Origin of the sequence: Archangium minus, from assembly GCF_044360475.1 — a bacterium.
In the GTDB taxonomy this organism is placed as follows: Bacteria; Myxococcota; Myxococcia; order Myxococcales; family Myxococcaceae; genus Archangium; species Archangium minus.
The window spans coordinates 1,052,424-1,071,841 of sequence record NZ_CP043494.1 but is presented as its reverse complement, the minus strand read 5'-3'; the positions used below and the strand labels follow the sequence as shown (position 1 = coordinate 1,071,841).

Below are 19,418 nucleotides of genomic sequence, written 5' to 3'. Positions count from 1 at the left end.
GCTGCCCGCATGCATCCACACGCTCGTGGAGAGGACCCACATGGTCCATTCAGGAGCCCCCTTGGCCAGAGGACCATCGATGTCACCGCACCTGGCGAAGTTGTGGAACTCCCTCCAGGCGAGCCTCTCGTTCCGGCCCGTGCTGTTCGTGACGCTGGGCATCACGCTCGGAATGGTGCTGCCAGCGCTGGACCAGAGCTGGCCGGCCATGGGCAGGCAGCTGCGCGGATTCTGGTTGTCCACCTATCTGCCCACCACCCCGGACAGCAGCCGTGATGTGCTCATCGGCATGGCGGCGGCGCTCGTCACCGTGATGGCGGTGGCGGCCTCCATGACGATGGTGACGGTGCAGCTCGCCTCCACGCAGTACACCCCGCGGCTGCTGGCCCGCTTCATGGCGGACCATGGCACGCAGCGGATGCTCGGCGCCTACCTGCTCACCGTAGTGTACCTCCTGCTGCTGCTTGGCGTGATGGGCACCCCCTCCGAGGACCCGCAGGGCACGTCCATCCCCGTCCTGTCACTCGGGGTGGCGCTGCTCCTCACGTTGTTCTGCCTGGTGCTGCTGCCCTACTTCCTCCACCACGCCGCCCGCTCCGTGGAAGCGAGCAGCATCATCGCGTCCATCGGGCGGGAGATCATCCGGGAGCTGGAGCAACTGAACGTCGATGAAGTCCTGGAGCTGAGCACCCCTCTACCCAGCCCCGCGGAGGAGGAGGCCACCGTCATTACCACGAGGGAGACGGGTTACGTGCAGCTCGTCGACTACGCACGACTGCTCGAGGCCCTTCCCCGGGGCGTACACACGGTGCGGCTCGACGTGCGCACCGGAGACTTCCTCTTCCCGGGCTTACCGCTGCTGTCACTCTGGCCCCAGGTGTCGCTGAGCGAGCGGCAACGGAGACGGCTCCACGCCGCGCTCGCGGTGGGACATACCCGGACCACGCAGCAGGACGTGCTCTACGGGGTGCGGCAGCTCGTGGACATGGCGCTCAAGGCACTCTCGCCCGCCATCAACGATGTCACCACCGCGGTGATGGTCGTCAACGAGCTGGGCGCGGTGGGACGGGCGGTGGCGGGCAGAGGTCGGCTCGGCCAGGGGTGGTGGATGCGGCGCTGCGACGGAGTGACGCTGCTGCGCCCCGGCTTTGGGCTCATCCCCTTCCTGCAGGATGCCTTCGGGGAGATTCCGCTCGCCGCGGCCTCGCAGCCCCGGGTCATCCTCCGCATCATGGAGGTGCTCGCGGAGATCGCCAGCGTGGAACAGGATCCGGCGATGCGGGTGGCGCTCGTCCAGACCGGGCGGGCGGTATACGAGGCGGCTCGACTCGCCAACCAGCGCGAGCGCGACGTGCGGCTCATCGAGGAGCGCTGGAGCGAGCTGCAGAAGAGGGCCACCACCCCGAGCACCCTGCCCTGCGAGACCGTGCACTGAGGCGTCCTTGTCCCGGAGTGCGAGGCCCTCTAGCCTCCACGGCTTGAGCCTTCTGCCCTCCATACGATGGCTCGCGCTCCTCTGCGTGCTGATGGCCGCATGTGCCACGTCGGCGCCAGGCGTGCGCGAGGACGACGAAACGCCGGATGCCGTGTCCTCGTGGGAGGAGGCTCGGGCGGATCCGAGTTGCGTGGTGCCGCTGTGCGACGAGGCGCGCTGCGCTCTGTGGCGCTGCCGGGACCTGGTGGAGGTGGATGACGCGCCTGCCCCGGCCGTGGTGCTGACACGCGGGCCCATGCCGCAGGCGATGCGTCCTCCCCTGGTGGGCAGTCCCAGCCGCTGGTGGGGACGCACCCTGGCCACCCCCACCTACGAAGAACCCGTCTTCGAAATCCCCTGGCACAACTGGAAGAGCCGCGAGCAGGGCACGCTTCAACCGAGGCACCCGCTCGCGTGCATGCTCCCGCCCGAGCCGCTCGAGAAGCACCACATCTTCCCGCAGGCCCGGGACCTGGCCGAATGGTTCGATACCAAGGGTATCAACATTCACGCCTTCACGATCAGCCTCCCCAGGAGCTTCCACCGAAGGCTTCATAGCGGCGGACCCAAAGGAGGCCAGTGGAATGAGGCCTGGCGTCAGTTCCAGGAGCAGAACCAAGGAGCCTCCACGAAGGAGATCTGGAAGTTCGCGTTCGAACTCATGTTCTTGTTCAAGGTGAATGGCTCATTCGTGCCCTACTGCCAGGATTGAGCCGAGGAGCAACAATGCGGTATTTCAGAGTCAAGAAAGACAAGGCATCGGGCTACACAGGGGATATTGACGCCACACATAGGTGGAAGATCCCAGGTGTCATTGGCTGCCCTGCCTGCCAGACCACCTGGGGTGACAATTCCAGAGCCTATCCCTCCGTGGACCTCACCCCCATTGCAACCCTGGCTGACTTCGAGAAGGCCCGGGCCGAGCCCATCGAAGAATATGAGAGACTGAGCGAGCTGGTCCGTCCCTTCCTGCCTCCAGGGGCACGGCTGCAACCCGGTGCCGCCTTTGGCCCACTCGTGGGCAAGGCCCAGGGCCGCTTCGGCTCGTTCACGGTCCATTCTCCCTGGTGGCCGCTCGTGCAGCGCGATGCGCTCGACAAATTGAAGAACGAGGGTTTGCAAGACCTCAAGGGTTGCCCGACCCAACTGCGCTTCCGCCAGCGGGCATCGCCCGAGTTCTTCGAGTTGGAGCTCCTGCCCGTGGGCCGCTCCCACCCGGACTGTCTCCCCCCCGACCGAAAACCGCCTTGCCCTCGCTGTGGCCGTTTCGGACTCAGGCTCCCCGATGAGCTCCTGTTGGATGCAGCCACCCTACCGGTCCACCTGAACCTCTTCCGCCTGGAAGACTTCTCCGTCCTCGTCTGCACCGAGCGCTTCGCCGAGGCCTGCCAGCGCTTGGAACTCGACGGTGTGACCTTCCACCCCCTGCAAGCGCGTTGAAACGATTCGTCGGCTCAGGCATCTGGGGCGGCATGCTCAACCGACTGATTCCCCTCACCGCGGCGGTCCTCCTGCTGGGCACCGCCGCCGTCTCCGCGGAGCGTGCGATGTCCTTCCATGACCTGCAGTCCAAGCGACTCAATGGCCAGCCCGTGAACCTCTCCGAGTACAAGGGCAAGGTGGTGCTCGTGGTGAACACCGCCTCCGAGTGTGGTTACACGCCCCAGTACGCGGGCCTCGAGAAGCTCTGGGGCCAGTACAAGGACAAGGGCGTGGTGGTGCTCGGCATCCCCTCCAACGACTTCGGCGGCCAGGAGCCCGGCAGCTCCGAGCAGATCGCCAAGTTCTGTGAGCTCCGCTACAAGGTCACCTTCCCCATGCTCGAGAAGGTGAAGACCAAGGGCGAGGGTCAGTCCCCTATCTACGAGTTCCTCGCGCGCAAGCACGGCGAGCCCAAGTGGAACTTCCACAAGTACGTGGTGGGCAAGGACGGCCAGGTGCGCGCCGCTTTCCCCAGCTCGGTGACTCCGGAGAGCGCCGAGCTCAAGGCCGCCCTCGACAAGGCCCTCGCCGAGTAGTCCCGGACGTCCCACCGGGGCTTCGTGGGAAGAGCACCCCCACCGCGAGCCCCGGCAGCATCCCGCGAGGATGCGAGTGCGGCCCGGCAGCCACAGCCCACGCCCGGCCCTCGCCTCCCGCCCCACCCGGCCCAGTTCTTCCGCGGACTTACCGCGACGCGACCCCTGGCCCGCTGGCTGCATTCCCCTGACGCGTACCCACCCAGTCCGAGGAATCCCATGCGAGCCGCACTCGCCGCGCTCATCGTCTGCCTTCTGTCCGTCCCCGCCTCCGCCCAGGAGCGGGAAGCGGAGACGCCCTGCCCCGCTCCCGCCTCGCCCCTGAGCTCCGGAGCCATCACCCAGGGCACGCTGGTAGCGAAGCTCCGCGGCCACGCCAACGCCCAGGGCTGTCCCGAGTCCCAGCCTCAGCACTTCAGCCTCAAGCACACCGAGGTGAACGCCGAGGTGAGCGGCTTCCTCGCCAGCGTCACCGTCACCCAGGTCTTCGCCAATCCCTACGCCGAGCCGCTCGAGGCCCTCTACGTCTTCCCGCTGCCAGAGAAGGCCGCGGTGGATGCCATGGAGCTCGTCATCGGCCAGCGCGTCATCCGCGGCGTCATCCAGACGCGCGAGCAGGCCCGTGACACCTACGAGCGCGCCCGCGCCGAGGGGAAGACGGCCGCGCTGCTCGACCAGGAGCGCCCCAACCTCTTCACCCAATCCGTGGCCAACATCCTCCCCGGAGAAGAAATCCGGGTGCGCATCCACTATGTGGAGCGGCTCGTCTACGAGAGCGGCCAGTACCGCTTCAACTTCCCCATGACGGTGGGCCCGCGCTACATCGGCGGCGAGCCCGTGGCCTTCCGTCAAGGCGAGGGAACCTCGCCGGACACCACCACCGTCCCCGACGCGAGCCGCATCACCCCGCCCGTGCTCCCGCCCGAGGTGCGCAGCGGCCGTGACATCCGCCTCACCGTGCGCCTGGACGCGGGCGTGCCCGTGCATGAGCTGCGCTCCACCTCCCACCGGGTGACGATGACGCGCGAGGGGACGAGCCGCGCCCGTGTGGAGCTGGCCGCGGACGACCGCATCCCCAACAAGACCTTCACGCTGGAGTACCGCGTGGCCGATGCGCTCATCCGCCCGGCCGTGCTGGTGCACCGCGCGCCCGGCGCCGAGGAGGGCTACTTCCTCGTGCTGCTCAACCCGCAGCTCGAGCCGAAGCAGGAGGAGGTGGTGCCGCGCGAGCTGTACCTGGTGCTCGACACCTCGTGCTCGCAGTCCGGCCAGCCCATCGAGAAGTCCAAGGCCATCACCGCCGAGGTGCTCCGTAACCTCCACTCCGAGGACACCTTCCAGGTGCTCAACTTCGACACGGCGGTGACGAAGTTCGCGCCCGCCGCGGTGCCGGCCTCGCCGGAGAACGTGGAGCGCGCCCTGCCCTACGTGGCCAACTTCTGGGGCAATGGTGGCACCGACATCCGCGTCGCGGCCGAGGAGGCCATGGTGCCCGCCAACGACCCGGCCCGGCTGCGCATGGTGCTGCTCATGACGGACGGCTTCATCGGCGGCGATGACGAGGTGCTCGGCACCCTCCAGGAGCACCTGCGCGAGGAGACGCGCGTGTTCAGCGTGGGCGTGGGCAACGACGTCAACCGCTACCTCGTCACCAAGATGGGTGAGGTGGGCCGTGGCGCCTCCACCTTCGTCAACCTCCGCCGCCCCGAGGACGAGGTGGCCCGCGAGTTCGAGTCGCGCATCCGAGGCCCGGTGCTGACCTCGGTGCGCGTGGACACGGACGGGCTGCCGGTGTCGGACGTCTACCCGCGCGTGATGCCGGACCTCTTCAGCGGCCAGCCGCTGTTCCTCGTGGGCAAGTTCCAGGGCACGGGCCAGGGCCTGCTGCGCATCACCGGCCGCGTGCGCGGGCAGGAGCGCCACTTCGAGGTGCCGCTCACCTTCCCCGAGTCCGCGCCGGAGCACTCGGCACTGCGCAGCCTGTGGGCGCGCCAGCGGATTGAGGAGCTGTCGGTGGAGAACTACCGCGGCGAGAGGCCCGAGGTCGTCCAGGCCATTACCGCCACGGCGCTCCAGTACGGGCTGATGAGCAAGTACACGTCCTTCGTCGCAGTGGAGGAAGTGGCGCGCACGCAGCCGGGCGGCGACACCGTGCGCGAAATGGTTCCGGTGGAGCTGCCCGAGGGCACCTCGTACGCGGCCGTCTCCGGCGAGCTGAGCCGCGAGGAGATTCCGCCCGGGGACCCCATCATCTCCGTGCTGGCGCCGAGGAACGCGCGCCGGGTGACAGCGTACTTCCCCTTCGGCCTGGTGAAGCCGCTCACCTTCGACACCGTGTCGGGCTACTGGCGGGGCCGCTTTCTCGTGCCCCTCTTCGTGAAGGACGGGTACTACGACGTGCTGGTGGCCGTGGAGATGAAGGACGGCACCGTGCGCCGCCGCGAGGTCCGCTACCGGCTGGACTCCCAGGGCAATGACATCGAGGTGACGCTGTCCTCGCGGCTGCTCGCGCCAGGTCAGACGCTGCGGCTGGACGTGGACGCGGTGGAGGCCACCAAGGAGGTGAGCGTCTACAGCGAGCTCTTCGGTGACGAGCAGCTCCTGCTGGAGACGCGCGACGGCCTGCGCTTCTCCCGCGAGCTGGTGGTGCCCGCCGGCACCGAGCCCGGCGAGTACGAGCTGGTGCTCGTGGCTCGGGATGCCGCCGGCAACCGCTTCGAGCGCCGCGAGAAGCTTCGCGTCGCTCTCACGGTCGAGCAGTAGCCCCGCGACTCAGTGCACCAGCTCCTCGGCCTGAACGTCGACGTGGATCTCATTGCGCCGCAGGAAGGGGGGCATGAAGGGCGAGTTGTACTGGGCGAGCACCGGCTCGCCCACCGGGCGCAGGCCCTGCTTCTTCAAATCCTCGAGGAGCCGCGCCTGCTCGGCCTTCGCCACGGACTCCGGAGCCGAGCCGGAGAAGCTCCGGACGGCCACGCGCCTGCCCGGCACGTTCTCCAGGCGCACCCGGGGGTCCACCGGCTCCGGCAGCGTCTCCAGCATGTACTCCGAGGGCATGGCGAAGGTCATGCGCCACACCTGGCCGCTGCGCTGCATGCCCACCGGGGCCGTCATGGGGATGGACTGCTTGCTCCGGTTGCCTCCGAAGATGTAGCCCGCGAGCCGCCGGAAGCCCTCGTTGAGGCTCGCGTCGAAGGCGCCCTCCACCTCCGTCACCGCCACAATTGAGGGCACGTACGCACGCAGCTCCACGCCGTCCTTCACGCTCAGCACCCGGTAGTGGGGCTCTTCGAGGTTCTTCTCCTTGAAGAACTGCCAGCCTGCCCAGCCGAGCGCGCCCACCAGGGCCGTCCCCGAGGCCAACAACACCGTCCGAGTCTGCTTGTTCATGCGCACGAGGTAGTCACGCAGGACCCCTATGGCCATGTCCTCCTCGGGCAGGGAGGAGTCAGCCACCCCGCATTCGAGTGCTGGCCCCCAGCCACACCTCGCGGCTGACAGAGGACAGGCCCGCGTGATTTCGCGGGGATGCACGCTGGCCCAAGCTTCGCAATGCAGACAGGCATGCTGCTCTCCACCCTGACCGCCGCCCTGCTCTCCGCCACCGTCACCAACACCGAGACGGTGCATGACCTCGCCGCCTACAACGACCACGTGGTGGCCTGCACCGAGGGAGGCCTGGAGCTCTTCACCCGCTCGGGGCGCCCGGTGCGTACGCTGACCGTGGAGGAAGGCCTGCCGAGCCACTTCTGCCGCGCGCTGGAGGTGGCGGGTGACCGTCTCTTCGCGGCCACGGACGAGGGCGTGGTGGCGGTGGACAAGCGCTGGCGCGTGGAGCCGGTGCTGGGGGCGAAGTGGTACGCGCTGCCGGCGGCGGGGAGCATGAACGCGGAGGTGTACCGCGCGGCGCTCGGCTGGCTCTCGGAGCGGCTGCCCGCGGGCCCCACGTATACGGCCTTCACCGAGCGCTATCTCGGCACGGCGGACGGGCGGGTGATGGCGCCGGCCTCGGAGCGCATGTGGACGGTCCCTGGCCAGGTGCTGCTGCTGGAGGAAGAAGGCGAATCGCTGCGCGTGGGCACCACCGAGGGCGCCTTCACGCTGGGACCGGACGGACTCGTGTCGCTGCCCGTGCCCATGGGGCCGCTCGCGTACGTCGCGGATCCGAAGGGCGGAACGCAGGTGCTCGGCAGTGACGGCGAGGCGCGGCGCTGGGGCGCGAGTACGGGCGAGCCCAAGGCACTGCCTTCGGGTGCCACGAGCACGCTCGAGGTGAAGGGCGTGGCCTGGGTGGGCACTCGCGACCAGGGCGTCTTCCGGCGCCAGGGCAGCGAATGGAAGCGGGTGACGCCCACGGGCCAGCTCTGTGGCAATCACATCACCGCGCTGACGCGGTACCAGGGGCAGCGGGTGGTGGGCACCTTCGACAGGGGCGTGTGCTGGGAGCTGCCCGACGGACGGTGGCGGACGATCCGCACGCCAAACCTCCCGAGCAACCACGTGCTGGGCCTCGCGACCGACGGGCGCAACCTCTACGTGGCCACGATGTACGGGCTGGGCCTCCACGATGGGAGGACGTGGACACCCATGGCGTACGGTGGCCGCAACCCCGTGGCGCTCGGCAAGCTGTCGGTACTGGCGGCGGTGGCGGGTACGGAGGACGGCGTCGCCCTGGTGGACGGACGTGGCACCTCCTTCGTGAAGCCGGCAAGCCAACCGATCGAGCTGGCGAAGCGACTGCAACTGCCCGAGGGCTGGAGCACCCACGTGTCGGGAGCGGATGGCGCAGGGCGCTACCTCTGGGTGGCGAGCGAGGACCGGGGCCTCCTGCGCTGGGACGGCATGCAGTGGACGCGCTTCCATGATGGAAAGCACCTCACGGACAACTGGGTGACGGCGCTCTCGGCGGATGCGGAGGGCCGTGCGGTGGCGGGCTCGTGCCAGGACGGCTTCAGCTACTTCGACGGCGAGCGCTGGACGCGCGTGCGCGACGCCGAGGGCCTGCCGAGCCGCTACGTGGTGTCCACCGCGCTGGTGCCGGGCGGCGCGCTGGTGGGAACACTGCTGGGCGCGGCGCACTACGATGCGATGAGCGGCAAGGTGCACCCGCTGCCGCGGCTCGCGGATCCGCGCGTGTACTCCATTCTTGTTGAGGAGGACTCGGTCCTCTTCGGCACGGAGGGTGGCCTCTCGCAACTGAGCTGGAGTGCCCCGGCTCCCGTCACCCGGCGCTGAGCCCTCGGAAGACTCACGCAGGCCTCACCCGGCACCGGGGTCCAGCGCACGACATTCGCCGGACCCCGGGTGTAGCCACTTCGACTCAGCCTGCCTTGAGGACGCCGGCCTGCGACGACTCGCTCGAGGGGCCCGCCGACAGCACGAGGACGGCCGACTGGCTCAAGGCCGCCTGGCCCAGCACGTTGAGCTGCTGCTGATTGGCCACCGCGTTGTGGAACGCCAGACCGAGCGCCTGCGCCGCCGCCTCATAGACGGAGGCCAAGGCCCGCGCTCGCACCTCGTCGGGGTGAATGGCCCGCGAGGTGGACTCCGCGGACTTCTCCGCCGGGGACAGGGCCTGCGCCGGCTCGATGGGCGGGAGCGAGGCGGACTTCGGCTCGTGAGCTGGACCGCGCACGGCCTCGCAGGCCATCCGCGAGTCCACGACGAGCTGCAGGATGCTTCGCTGCTGCTGCGCGGTGACATCGTTCAGCTTCGCCAGCACGTCGGCCACCGCCGTCCCGAGCCGCACCAACTCCGCCTCCGCGCCGAGCGTCGCCAGATTCACGTTGTCGCCATCCGCCATCGAGTTCCTCCTGGGAGTGAAGGGCACCACCGTGCCACCTGAGCGAAGTAAAGCCGCCCTGCCCGGCTGCGTCGAGCCAACTCGTCCCGAGGGCCACCTTCTCCTCCACCGCTCGGGCGTGACACACTGCGCCTTGCCCCATGCGACTGAGCGACGTGCAGGCGCTGCTGGACGCCTCCTTCCAGAATGTGAGGGAGGGCGCTCCCAGGATGTACGAACCCGAGGACTCTCGCTTCGACAAGCGCCTGAGCGCCGTGTGGCTGGAATACCGGTGGTACGTGCACGAGCGAGGGCTCGCCGAAGTCTTCGTGAAATGGAAGCGCGTGGAGAAGGAGGCCTGCGCACAGGAAGAAGTGTCCGTGCTGCGCATCCACTTGCTCGGGCACTCCGCCACACTCGCCGAGCGGGCCCAGCGTGTCTTGGACGCGGGCATGCCCTCCCCGGGACGGCTGCTCGAGCTGTTCGGCGCGGACGGAGTGAAGCGCGAGTGCAGCGTGGCGGGCACCACCGGCATCACGCTCGAGCACTGGCCGCACCCGGTGCCTCAGCCCCTGCTGCCGGAGGAGACATTCCAGGCGCTCTCCGCGGTCCTGGTGGATCCTCACGCCTCCTTCGAAGAGCGGCACGAGGCGGTGGACCGGCTGTGCCGCGAGCGCAGTCCCCGCGTGGTGCACACGTTGCTGGCCGCACTCGAAGTAGGTCCCTCGCTGTCCGCTCTTCGCCGGTTGTCCGAGTGGGGCGAGTCAGGCGCCCTGCCCCACCTGGAGCGGGCCCTCGCGGCCGTGGCGCCGGACAACCCCGCGGACCTCTGGGCGCTCACCGCCCTGCAGCGACGATTGCAGGCCTGGAAGCCCGAGACACCCGCGCACGAGCCCGCTATGTAGGGCGCATGCGAATCCTCCACACGATGCTCCGCGTCGGAGACCTCGAGAAGTCGCTCGACTTCTACACCCGCGTCCTCGGAATGCAGCTGCTGCGCCGCAAGGACTACCCGGACGGAAAGTTCACCCTGGCCTTCGTGGGCTATGGCCCCGAGGACACCCACCCCGCCCTGGAGCTCACCCACAACTGGGACACCTCGAAGTACGAGCTAGGCAACGCCTACGGCCACGTCGCCCTCGGCGTGACGGACATCCACGGCACCTGCGACGCCATCCGCAAGGCCGGTGGCAAGGTGGTGCGCGAGCCGGGTCCCATGAAGCACGGCACCACGGTCATCGCCTTCGTCGAGGACCCGGACGGCTACCGGGTGGAGCTCATCCAGCAGGGCACGTGAGCCCTACGGCAGCTGCCGATTCAGCAGCTCCCATCGCTCGTCCACCCACTGGCGGAGGTACTCCACCTCCTGCTCGTGGGTGGTGAAGTCCGTCCGGTCGCTCCAGCGCTCGAAGGTGCGGTACTGCTGAAGCCACCGCGCCTCGTCGCGCAAGGCCACGGCGTGAATCTCCCGCACGTAGCCGTCGATGAGCTTTTGCACCTCCTCCTTCGCCAGCGGGCCGCGCAGCATTTCCCGGTAGCGCTCGCGCATGGGCGTGGCGATGGTGGGCTCGGCCAGCATGCGGGCGAAGAGGTGGTTGGCGCTGGCGAAGTTCATGAGGGCCGTGGACCCGGTCCGGCGCGTGTCCCAGCTCTGGCCAAAGCTCGCGTCGAGGTCCCACGGGATGAAGCGCCAGGGGGCCTGCGTCGCCGGATCGTAATAGTGGTAGGCGTTCTTCCCGCCCGAGTCCACGCCGAGGATGGCCGTATTGAAGATCCACCAGTCCTCGTAGTCCTGGGTGTTCAGCCGGGAGCTCCACTGCGAGCGGAAGGTCTCCGCGTCCGAGTCCGCGATGAAGGCGATGAGGCCGTTCAGCGTGTCATAGGCGCCGACCCAACCGTCCTGGGGCTTGCCTTCCTTCTTCTCGAAGCCGAGCTGGAGCGGCTCCTTGGGCGCGCCATTCTTGTCGAGCCGCGAGAAGTTCGCGTCCGCCTCCACCGCCTTGAAGAGGTCTCCGTCATCGGAGAGGCCGTGCTGCTCCATCAGGTGCTCGTCCACGTGGTCCCCCACGGTGAAGAGGCCCCAGAAGCGTCCGTTCACATAGAGCACCGCGCTGAAGGTCTTCACCTGGATGTGATCCGGGGACATCCGGTTCCACAGGTCGAAGGCGAGCCTCGGCCGAATGTATGAGTTGTCATTGAAGCTGGTGATGAGCACCAGCTTGCGCCGGCCTGTGAAGCCTCCCGCGAGCTCCGGCTCGTTGAAGGGATCTTCCTTCGCGAATTTGAAGGTGTAGTTGCGCTTGGGGAAGATGCTGGAGGTGGCCCCGCGGTACTTGGCCTCCGCGGTGTAGCGGTGTCCGCGGTAGACGAGCTCCACCGGGCGATAGCCACCCGCCGTGAGCTGCCCCTCGAAGAAGAGGTGCATCACCGGCAGCCCGTACTCCTCCGTGTACGTGGTGGGATCCAACTCCCGGACGTTGCCCGGCGCCTGCCAGTTGTCAGCCACGCCCACCTTGAGGACGCCCGTCTCGCCCGTGCTGTGCTCGGTGATGGAGAGCAGCCACACGGCTGCCTGGGCCTTCCCGGGTGTCCAGGTGAAGGTGCCACTCGCCTCATCCACGCGAGCCCCCTCCGGGAGGGGAGACACGGTGAAGCGCAACCCCGCCGCCGAGTAACCGGTGCCACAGCGGAGCGTGACCGTCAGCGGCTCGCCTTCCTGGAGCCAGTGAGGACCCGCACCGGTAGGCGCGCAGACCGTGGGCTTCGGAGGCGGAGTGCTCTCATCCGGCCCCTGTGTACCCGCGTCGGGCGGAGACAGAGGCGGAGAGCCGTCCGTGGGTGTCTGTGCTCCCGGAATCGAGGGGGCCTCGGTGTCCACTCCGGCTCTTGATGTGTCGCCCGTCCCACCCGAGGACCCGCACCCCACCGCTCCGAGACACGCCATCAGCACCAGCGCGCGCCGGATCCACGCCCCCCTGCCCGCCATGTCCCCTCCCCTGAGTGCGAGGAGAAGTAACCATTCCGTGACCTGGAGGGCAGGGGAGTTCGAGCTGCCGAACTCTGTGCAAAGAGCCCTCGCTAAGTGAGCAGGCAGGCGTGCGTCATGAAAGCATGGAGGGATGAGATGGCTTCGAGAGGTCCATTTCCACCATGCACCCTGATGAATGGAACAAGTCGTCGGATGTCCTCGAACTCGAGGATGCCCCGGCGCGACCTGGACGAGGCCGCCGTGGTGGTGGGCGACAGAGCCTGGCTGCCCTTCCTGCGCGCCCGCCATTACCTGCAGTACCACGACGCCTCCCTGGACTTCTCACTCACCCAGTTCTTCCGCGAGGCGCGGAGGTTACGTGGCTGACGCTCGACGCTCGGCTACCTGCTCCCCTGCGGATGAAGCAGGCTGGCTTGTGCGCTCCTGCTCGGGGCGTTACTGCCCTCCGGGCTCGAAACGAGGAGACGGAGCGACGTGGCACAGCCGAAGGAAGTCCAGCCGAAGTGGGAAGGGCTGGTGTTCGTCTGCCGCAAGTGCATGAAGCGCGCGGGGGCAAAGGAGCTGCGAAGCACGCTGAAGGAGGAGCTGGGCCGGGGCGTGCGCGTCGTGAGCAGTGGCTGTCTGAAGCTGTGTCCCAAGAAACGCGTCTGCGTGGTGGTGGGCGGTAGCGAGCGCATGCGCTGCTTCCTCGTCGACCCCAAGGAGGACGTGGACCCAACCGTCCGCGCGATCTCCGACGCGCTCGAGCGCCCCTCGTAGCGCTCGCCTCGCACCCGGTGACACCTGCCCCCCCATGGCACGCGGTGCTATAGCCCCGGCCATGACCACCCCTCCTCCTCCCGTCCAGGATTTCGCCGCAGTGAACGGGGCTCGTCTGCACTACGAGCTCCAGGGTGATGGCTTCCCGGTTGTGCTGCTCCATGGCGGACTGCTCGATCTGCGCATGTGGGACGGTCAGGTCGGACCGCTCTCGCGGCACTTCACGACCCTCCGCTACGACCTGCGTGGCTTTGGCAAGACGCAGGCCCCCGTCGGACAGCCCTACGCGCCCCACGAGGAGCTGCGCGCCCTGCTCGACCACTTCTCCATGGACCGCGTCCATGTCATCGGCCACTCGCTCGGTGGACGCTTCGCGCTCGACTTCGCCCTCGCCTTCCCCGAGCGCGTCTCCTGTCTCGTCCTCGTAGCGCCCGGCATCAACGGCGCTCCGCCCTCGCCCCAGGAGTACGCCTGGTACATGTCCCTCATGGGCTCAGGGAGGGAGAAGGATCCCCAGGCCATCATCGAGGCGTGGCTCGGCAGCGACTACCTCGCCGCCGCCATGGCGCGTCCCGACCTGGCGCCCGTGGTGCGGCAGTGGACGCTCGACAACATGGCGAGCATGAAACCCGGAGCCAACCTCCCCCAGCCCCTGGAGCCCGCGGCGCATGGCCGGCTGGAACAGCTCCTCATGCCCACGCTCGTCATCGTGGGGGACAAGGACAACCCGGTCATGTTGAAGAACGCGGAGGAGCTGGCGCGGCGCGTGCCCGCCCTCACCCGCGTCACCCTCCCAGGCGTCGGACACCTGCCCAACCTCGAACGCCCCGAGGACTTCAACCGCGCCGTCCTCGACTTCCTCCTCCCGCGGAGCGTCTCACGCTCCCCCTGAGGCTCCTGTCCGGAGCGGGACATTCCTCCCGGGCCCCCTTGACGCAGTGCGGCATCACCCAGATGCTTGCACCTCGAAGGGAGCCCACGAGATGCAGCCACAACGTCGCTTCGATACCGGGTGGCGGGAGCGGCTGACGCTCACCGATGGAACGGAGGTGGAGCTCCGACTGCTCCAGCCCCAGGACGCGGAGTTGTTGCGCCAGGGCTTCGAGCGGCTGTCGATGCGCTCGCGGATCGGTCGATTCCACGTGGCCAAGCCACGGCTCTCGGATCACGAGGTGCAGTACCTCACCCAGGTGGATGGGGAGCAGCACCTGGCGCTGGGCGCGGTGCGCTGGGGACCCCAGGGAGAGGAGGAGGGATTGGGCATTGCCCGCTTCATCCGCCTGGCCCAGGACGCCGAGCTGGCCGAGGCCGCCATCACCGTGGTGGACCCGGCCCAGGGAAAGGGGCTCGGTCGCGTCCTCCTGGAACGGCTCGTGGAAGCGGCTCGGGAGCGCGGGGTGGATCGGTTTGAGTTCCGCATCCTCCCGGGAAATGTCGCGATGCTCCGCCTCCTCGAGGAGCACACCTCTGACAATCCACCCGAGGTGGACGAGGACTCGCTCTGCATCACCGTGCCCCTGGCGGCCACTCCCCGCCGCAAATGGAATCTGTTGCTCCTGCTGCTCTCGCTCGCCGCCCGGGGGGCGCAGAGCATGCTCGGGTCCGAAACACCCGCCCCACCAGACGAGCGCTAGGGGGGCTCCCGGAACACTCCACTCCTGGCGGTATCATGGGGCCGGGCGCTGCGAGGCGACACACCTTCCGCGCCCCTTCCTCTCAGGAGAAACCCCATGCCGCATTCCCACCGAGTTCCCTCGGGAGTCCGCCGCTCCGCGCTCTCCCTGGCCGGATGGCTCGCTGTTGGAGTCCTCGCCTGCGCCGGTCCACAGGGTCCCGAGGGCCCCGAGGGAAGCCCCGGGAAGGACGGCGTTCCCACGCCGGTGCGGCTCCTGGATGACAAGGTCGGACGCTGGCTCCCGGAGAACCGCACCCGGCTCAACGAGATGATCTCCTCCCTGGGCATCGCCAGCCCAACGTTCGACCCCAAGAACCGTCCCGTGGCCGTGTTCGACTGGGACAACACCGTGGTGAAGAACGACCTGGGGGACGCCACCTTCTTCTGGATGCTCCGGCACGACAAGGTGCTCCAGCCCGCGGACAAGGATTGGAGCGCCACCAGCCGCCACCTCACCCCCGAGGCCCGCTCGGCCCTCAACGCCGCCTGCGATTCCGCCGCCAACCCCGGCGAGCCCCTCCAGACGAGCACCTACGCTGACTGCGCGGACGAGCTCGTCCGCATCTACAACAACGGCCAGACGCGCGCGGGCCAGGCCGCCTGGAACAACCCCGTCACCCTGACGCTCAACACCTCCTATGCCTGGGTGGCCCAGCTCCAGGCCGGCTACACGCCGGAGGAGCTTCGCGCCTTCGCCCGCTCCGCCTACGCGGAGAACGCCTTCAACCCGCCGGGCACCACCCAGCGCGTGGGCACCACCACCGGGCTCACCTTCCATGTCCAGGTGTACGAGGAGATGGTGGACCTCATCGAGACGCTCCAGGCCAACGGCTTCGACGTCTGGGTGGTCACCGCCTCGCCCCAGTTCGTCATCGACGCCGTCTCCGAGGAGCTGGTCGGTATCAAGCCCAACCGGGTGATTGGCATCCGCACGGTGACGGACGCGCAGGGACGCGTGACGGCCCACTTCCAGGGCTGCGGAACCGTGGCCGATGGCGTGGACACGCTCATCACCTATGACCAGGGCAAGCGCTGTTGGATCAACAAGGTCATCTTCCACCAGCCCGCGGAGCAGCAGCTGCTCCGCACGCCGGACGAGCACGCGCGCCAGGTCTTCGCCGCTGGGGACTCGGACACGGACCTGTCCTTCCTCCAGGACGCCACGCACCTCAAGCTGGCCATCAACCGCAACAAGGTGCAGCTCATGTGCAACGCCTACGCGAACCACCAGGGCCGGTGGCTGGTGCAGCCCATGTTCGTCCAGCCTCGCGCCAAGGCGGCCCACTATGCCTGTACCACCTCGGTGGACGCGGCCGGACAGCCCCTCACCGACGAGGTGGGCAACCGCTTCACCCAGGACTACGAGGATCGCATCTTCGCGCTGCCTTGAGCCGCTACGGGCTCGTTCCGTCCCGACACCCTTCTGGATTCTTGCACTTGCAGACCTTCGGGGTGTTCGCTTCGGTCAATGGCTCGCAGGTATCGGCGGACTCGGGGCAATCATCGGCCGTTCTGCACATCTGCATGCACACCTTCTCGTCCGGATGGCAGAGCTCGGACTCGAGGCAGTCCTTGTCCACCGAGCACGACAGGTCGATTCCTCCCTTGCAGGCCGTCAGCGCCAGGCCCATCGCCGACAGCACGACAAGCACGCCCGTCATCCTCCGAAGCTGCATTCCCGAATTCCTCCTGAATGAGCCCTCCACCCCGAGAGCATACGCTCTTCGTGCTCCTCGGCGGACAGCTCACTCACGAAGCGCTCGGCTCAGGCAACCAGGTCGTCCACGTCCTCGGGCAACCTGAGGTGCCGGCGCACCACGGCCGTGAGCGCCGCGCTGGAGATGGGCTTGCGCACGAACTCGGAGACCCCCGACTCCAGCGCGCGTTTCTCGAGGTCCGGCGCCTTGCCGCCCGTGAGCAGCACGAGCGGCACGTGGCTCACCTCGTGCCGTTTGTCCGAGCGCACCTCGCGCACGAAGTCCAGGCCATTCATCCCCGGCATGTTGAAGTCCGCGATGACGAGGTCCACGGCGTTCGCGCCCAGCAACTTCAATCCCCGATCGGAACGGTCCGCATCGAGGAACTCCACCTGCTTCAACTTCATCAAGTAGACCTTGATGATGTGCCGGATGGTGTCGCTGTCATCGACGAGCAGCACGGTGCGCTTCATTGCATCCCCCTCGGCGAATCCAGCTACAAACGGAAAGCCGTGGAAGAAAGGATTCCGAAAGGTCCCGCGTGTGTCGACCCGAGGTCATTCGCCGCGGGCACCCGCTCGATCAACACTGAACACTCCAAGCGAGTGAATCCAGAATGCTGTTCAACACCCGACTGCGTTGGATCAGGCGACGAGCTCCACCCCCACAGGCAATCCGAGTTGCCGACGAACCACGCTGGCGAGCGCGTCAATGGAGACAGGCTTGCGTACGAACTCGGAGGCACCGGCCTGCAGCCCCCGGGCCTCGAGATCCGGCGCCTTGCCCCCCGTGAGCAGCACGATGGGCAGCTGTCGCATCGGCTCGCGCGCACTCGCGCGCACACGGCGCACGAATTCCAGCCCATCCATTCCGCCCGGCATATTGACGTCCGCGATGACGAGATGCACCGGATGTGTCTGCAACAGCTCCAGCCCCCTCTCGGCCCGGTCCGCATCGAGGAAATCCAGCTTCAACTTCATCAGATAGATTTTGAGGATGTGCCGAATGGTGTTGCTGTCCTCGACGAGTAGCACGGTATGTGTCACGGGAGCCCCCTCGCGCGATTCGCGTGAATTTGCTTCATTCCCCGAGTCCGGCCACCTCGCCACAGGGAGTGTCCAACGGTCGCCGTGACGACAAGGATTGAACAGACAGGGCCCACCATGATGACCCATCCCCAGACCCCCTCCATGGCACCGGAGGGTGATTGACGCCGCCTTTCATGTCTGAGTCATGGAGCGAGTCCAGGGCCCTCGCCCGTCCAGGTGGAGGGGGACACGCGGCGCGAGCGGCGGAAGTGACGCCGCAGCTCCGACAGTGACAGGGTATTGAGCACATCCCCCGCTTCCAGCCAACCCCGCCGCGCCACCCAGACACCGTGGCGCAGGTCGTCCAGGTGTTGCGCATTGTGAGAATCACTGGAGATGACGAGCTTCACCCCCGCTGCCTTCGCCCTCTGGCACGCCGAGTCCGTCAGGTCGAGCCGCTCGGGGTGCGCGTTCACCTCCAGCGCCACACCCTCCTCGCGCGCCACCTCCAGCACCCGCTCGAGGTCATACGGGTACGGGTCCCTGCTCCCAATGAGCCGCCCACTCGGGTGTCCCAGCACGTGCACGAGCCCGCTGCGCAGCGCTCGCACCATGCGCTCCGTCATCTCCTCCGAGGACATGTTGAAGCGCGAGTGCACGCTGGCCACCACACAGTCGAGCTCCGACAGCACTTCCGCGCCGAGGTCCAGCGAGCCGTCGGGGAGGATGTCCACCTCGATACCGGCGAGCAGGTGGGGACGCCCGCGCAGCTCCCGGTCCATCCAGCGGATGGTGTCGAGGTGCTCGCGCAGGCGCTCTTCGTCCAGGCCCAGGGGGCGCGAGCGCGAGTGGTCCGTGATGGCCAGGTAGCTCCGTCCGAACCCCCTCGCGGCCGAGGCCAGCTCCAGCAGCGAGCTGGACGCGTCCGCCGAGGCCTCCGAGTGCACGTGCAGATCTCCGCGCAGGTCCTCCTCCTCGATGAGGGTGGGGAGCCGGCCGGCCTCCGCGGCCTCCAGCTCGCCCAGGCCCTCGCGCAGCTCGGGGGGAATCCACGGCAGGCCCACGGCGCGGAAGACGTCCTCCTCGCGCTCTCCGGCAATGCGGCGACCCTTCGCGTCGAAGACACCGTACTCGCTGACCTTGAGCCCCCTGTGCAGCGCGCGCGTGCGCAGGGCGATGTTGTGGGCCTTGCTGCCGGTGAAGTAGTGGAGCGCGGCCCCAAAGGACTCGGGCGGGAGGACGCGCAGGTCTACCTGTAAGCCCACGCTCAGGCGCGCCGTGCTCTTCGTGGGCCCCTGGGCGAGCAGCGTGGTCACTCCGGGCAGCTTCGGGAAGGCGCTCACCACGCGCTCGGGGTCCGTCGAGGACACGAGCAGATCCAAGTCCCCCACCGTCTCCTTGTGACGCCGCAGGCTGCCGGCGGCGATGGCCTGCTTCACGCCTGGAATCGCGCGCAGGCGCGCCACGAGATCCTCGGCGTAGGGAAGGGCTCGGTGGAGGGGAACGCGCCCCTGACGGGAGCGGTGACGCGCCACCGCCGAGACGATGGCCTCCGCGCGTTTGGCGCCCATGCGAGGCAGCGTGGCCAGACGGCCGCTGAGCGCGGCCTCCTCGAGCGCGTCCACGGAGGTGAGGCCCAGCTCCTTCCACACGAGCGCGGCTGTCTTCGGGCCCACGCTCTCGATGCGCAGCAGCTCCATGACGCCTGGGGGAACCTTGCCGCGCAGGCGCTCGAGCACGTCACAGGTGCCCGACTCGACGAATTGGGCGATGCGCTCCGCGGTGTGGACTCCCACGCCGGGCAGGCTGCCGAGCTCTCCCTTGTGCACCAGCTCGGAGATGGGGACAGGAAGCGTGTCCACCACCTGCGCTGCCCGTCGGTAGGCGCGGACCTTGAAGGGATTCTCGTTCGTGAGCTCCAGGAGGTCGGCGATCTCCCCGAGCATGGCCACGACCTCGGCGTTCTCCATGGTGCGCTCCCCTGCGGTGGACCCTC

At 68.2% G+C, this 19,418-nt stretch carries 20 protein-coding genes; 13 read left to right on the top strand and 7 right to left on the bottom strand.

Features of this window, described 5'->3' with window-relative positions; all coding sequences use genetic code 11:
- Window positions 1-79: 79 nt before the first annotated feature.
- The 5 genes from F0U60_RS04540 to F0U60_RS04520 all read left to right on the top strand — a co-directional run bounded on the left by F0U60_RS04540 (window position 80) and on the right by F0U60_RS04520 (window position 6,255).
- Window positions 80-1,435, top strand: a complete 1,356-nt coding sequence (locus F0U60_RS04540) for a DUF2254 domain-containing protein (RefSeq protein WP_395814391.1) — start codon at window positions 80-82, stop codon at window positions 1,433-1,435.
- Window positions 1,436-1,442: 7 nt separating this feature from the next.
- Window positions 1,443-2,186, top strand: a complete 744-nt coding sequence (locus F0U60_RS04535; RefSeq protein ID WP_395814388.1) for a TIGR02269 family lipoprotein — start codon at window positions 1,443-1,445, stop codon at window positions 2,184-2,186.
- A 14-nt stretch (window positions 2,187-2,200) separates the two neighbouring features.
- Window positions 2,201-2,914, top strand: coding sequence for a double-CXXCG motif protein (locus F0U60_RS04530; RefSeq protein ID WP_395814385.1), 714 nt, complete (start codon window positions 2,201-2,203; stop codon window positions 2,912-2,914).
- A 32-nt stretch (window positions 2,915-2,946) separates the two neighbouring features.
- Window positions 2,947-3,492, top strand: a complete 546-nt coding sequence (locus tag F0U60_RS04525; protein WP_395814382.1) for a glutathione peroxidase — start codon at window positions 2,947-2,949, stop codon at window positions 3,490-3,492.
- Between the two features lie 219 nt (window positions 3,493-3,711).
- Window positions 3,712-6,255, top strand: a complete 2,544-nt coding sequence (locus tag F0U60_RS04520) for a VIT domain-containing protein (protein ID WP_395814379.1) — start codon at window positions 3,712-3,714, stop codon at window positions 6,253-6,255.
- Between the two features lie 9 nt (window positions 6,256-6,264).
- Here F0U60_RS04520 and F0U60_RS04515 read toward each other — a convergent pair whose 3' ends face one another.
- Window positions 6,265-6,948, bottom strand: coding sequence for an SOUL family heme-binding protein (locus tag F0U60_RS04515; RefSeq protein ID WP_395814376.1), 684 nt, complete (start codon window positions 6,946-6,948; stop codon window positions 6,265-6,267).
- A 108-nt stretch (window positions 6,949-7,056) separates the two neighbouring features.
- On the opposite strand from F0U60_RS04515, the gene F0U60_RS04510 reads away from it, so the two are divergent.
- Window positions 7,057-8,727, top strand: coding sequence for a hypothetical protein (locus tag F0U60_RS04510; protein ID WP_395814372.1), 1,671 nt, complete (start codon window positions 7,057-7,059; stop codon window positions 8,725-8,727).
- Between the two features lie 85 nt (window positions 8,728-8,812).
- Here the strand turns inward: F0U60_RS04510 and F0U60_RS04505 are convergent, their stop codons facing one another.
- Window positions 8,813-9,295, bottom strand: coding sequence for a RebB family R body protein (locus tag F0U60_RS04505; RefSeq protein ID WP_395814369.1), 483 nt, complete (start codon window positions 9,293-9,295; stop codon window positions 8,813-8,815).
- 140 nt (window positions 9,296-9,435) lie between these two features.
- Between F0U60_RS04505 and F0U60_RS04500 the strand changes: the two genes are divergently transcribed.
- Both F0U60_RS04500 and gloA read left to right on the top strand, forming a co-directional pair.
- Window positions 9,436-10,179, top strand: coding sequence for a hypothetical protein (locus F0U60_RS04500; protein WP_395814366.1), 744 nt, complete (start codon window positions 9,436-9,438; stop codon window positions 10,177-10,179).
- Window positions 10,180-10,184: 5 nt separating this feature from the next.
- The gene (gene gloA, locus F0U60_RS04495; RefSeq protein WP_395814363.1) at window positions 10,185-10,571 is read left to right on the top strand and encodes a lactoylglutathione lyase; all 387 of its coding nucleotides are present in this window, start codon (window positions 10,185-10,187) and stop codon (window positions 10,569-10,571) included.
- 3 nt (window positions 10,572-10,574) lie between these two features.
- On the opposite strand, the gene F0U60_RS04490 is transcribed toward gloA, so the two are convergent.
- Entirely contained in the window at window positions 10,575-12,260 is a 1,686-nt protein-coding gene (locus F0U60_RS04490; protein ID WP_395814360.1) for a CotH kinase family protein, read from the bottom strand.
- 195 nt (window positions 12,261-12,455) lie between these two features.
- Here F0U60_RS04490 and F0U60_RS04485 point away from each other — a divergent pair, with 195 nt between their 5' ends.
- From F0U60_RS04485 to F0U60_RS04465, 5 genes are all read left to right on the top strand, one after another.
- A complete protein-coding gene (locus F0U60_RS04485) occupies window positions 12,456-12,629 on the top strand; it encodes a hypothetical protein (RefSeq protein WP_395814357.1) in 174 nt (57 codons plus the stop codon).
- 108 nt (window positions 12,630-12,737) lie between these two features.
- Window positions 12,738-13,022 carry a hypothetical protein gene (locus tag F0U60_RS04480; protein WP_395814354.1) on the top strand — a complete coding sequence of 95 codons (285 nt, stop codon included), beginning with the start codon at window positions 12,738-12,740 and terminating at the stop codon, window positions 13,020-13,022.
- A 100-nt stretch (window positions 13,023-13,122) separates the two neighbouring features.
- Window positions 13,123-13,914 carry an alpha/beta fold hydrolase gene (locus tag F0U60_RS04475; RefSeq protein ID WP_395814351.1) on the top strand — a complete coding sequence of 264 codons (792 nt, stop codon included), beginning with the start codon at window positions 13,123-13,125 and terminating at the stop codon, window positions 13,912-13,914.
- Window positions 13,915-14,005: 91 nt separating this feature from the next.
- Entirely contained in the window at window positions 14,006-14,656 is a 651-nt protein-coding gene (locus F0U60_RS04470; RefSeq protein WP_395814348.1) for a GNAT family N-acetyltransferase, read from the top strand.
- Window positions 14,657-14,752: 96 nt separating this feature from the next.
- Window positions 14,753-16,087, top strand: a complete 1,335-nt coding sequence (locus F0U60_RS04465) for an HAD family hydrolase (RefSeq protein WP_395814345.1) — start codon at window positions 14,753-14,755, stop codon at window positions 16,085-16,087.
- A 4-nt stretch (window positions 16,088-16,091) separates the two neighbouring features.
- On the opposite strand, the gene F0U60_RS04460 is transcribed toward F0U60_RS04465, so the two are convergent.
- The 4 genes from F0U60_RS04460 to polX form a co-directional block, all read right to left on the bottom strand.
- Window positions 16,092-16,373: a hypothetical protein gene (locus F0U60_RS04460; protein ID WP_395814343.1), complete on the bottom strand. Its 282-nt coding sequence runs from the start codon at window positions 16,371-16,373 to the stop codon at window positions 16,092-16,094.
- A gap of 89 nt (window positions 16,374-16,462) precedes the next feature.
- A complete protein-coding gene (locus tag F0U60_RS04455; RefSeq protein WP_395814340.1) occupies window positions 16,463-16,867 on the bottom strand; it encodes a two-component system response regulator in 405 nt (134 codons plus the stop codon).
- A 171-nt stretch (window positions 16,868-17,038) separates the two neighbouring features.
- Entirely contained in the window at window positions 17,039-17,440 is a 402-nt protein-coding gene (locus F0U60_RS04450) for a response regulator (protein ID WP_395814337.1), read from the bottom strand.
- Window positions 17,441-17,625: 185 nt separating this feature from the next.
- Entirely contained in the window at window positions 17,626-19,392 is a 1,767-nt protein-coding gene (gene polX / locus F0U60_RS04445) for a DNA polymerase/3'-5' exonuclease PolX (RefSeq protein WP_395814334.1), read from the bottom strand.
- Window positions 19,393-19,418 lie beyond the last annotated feature (26 nt).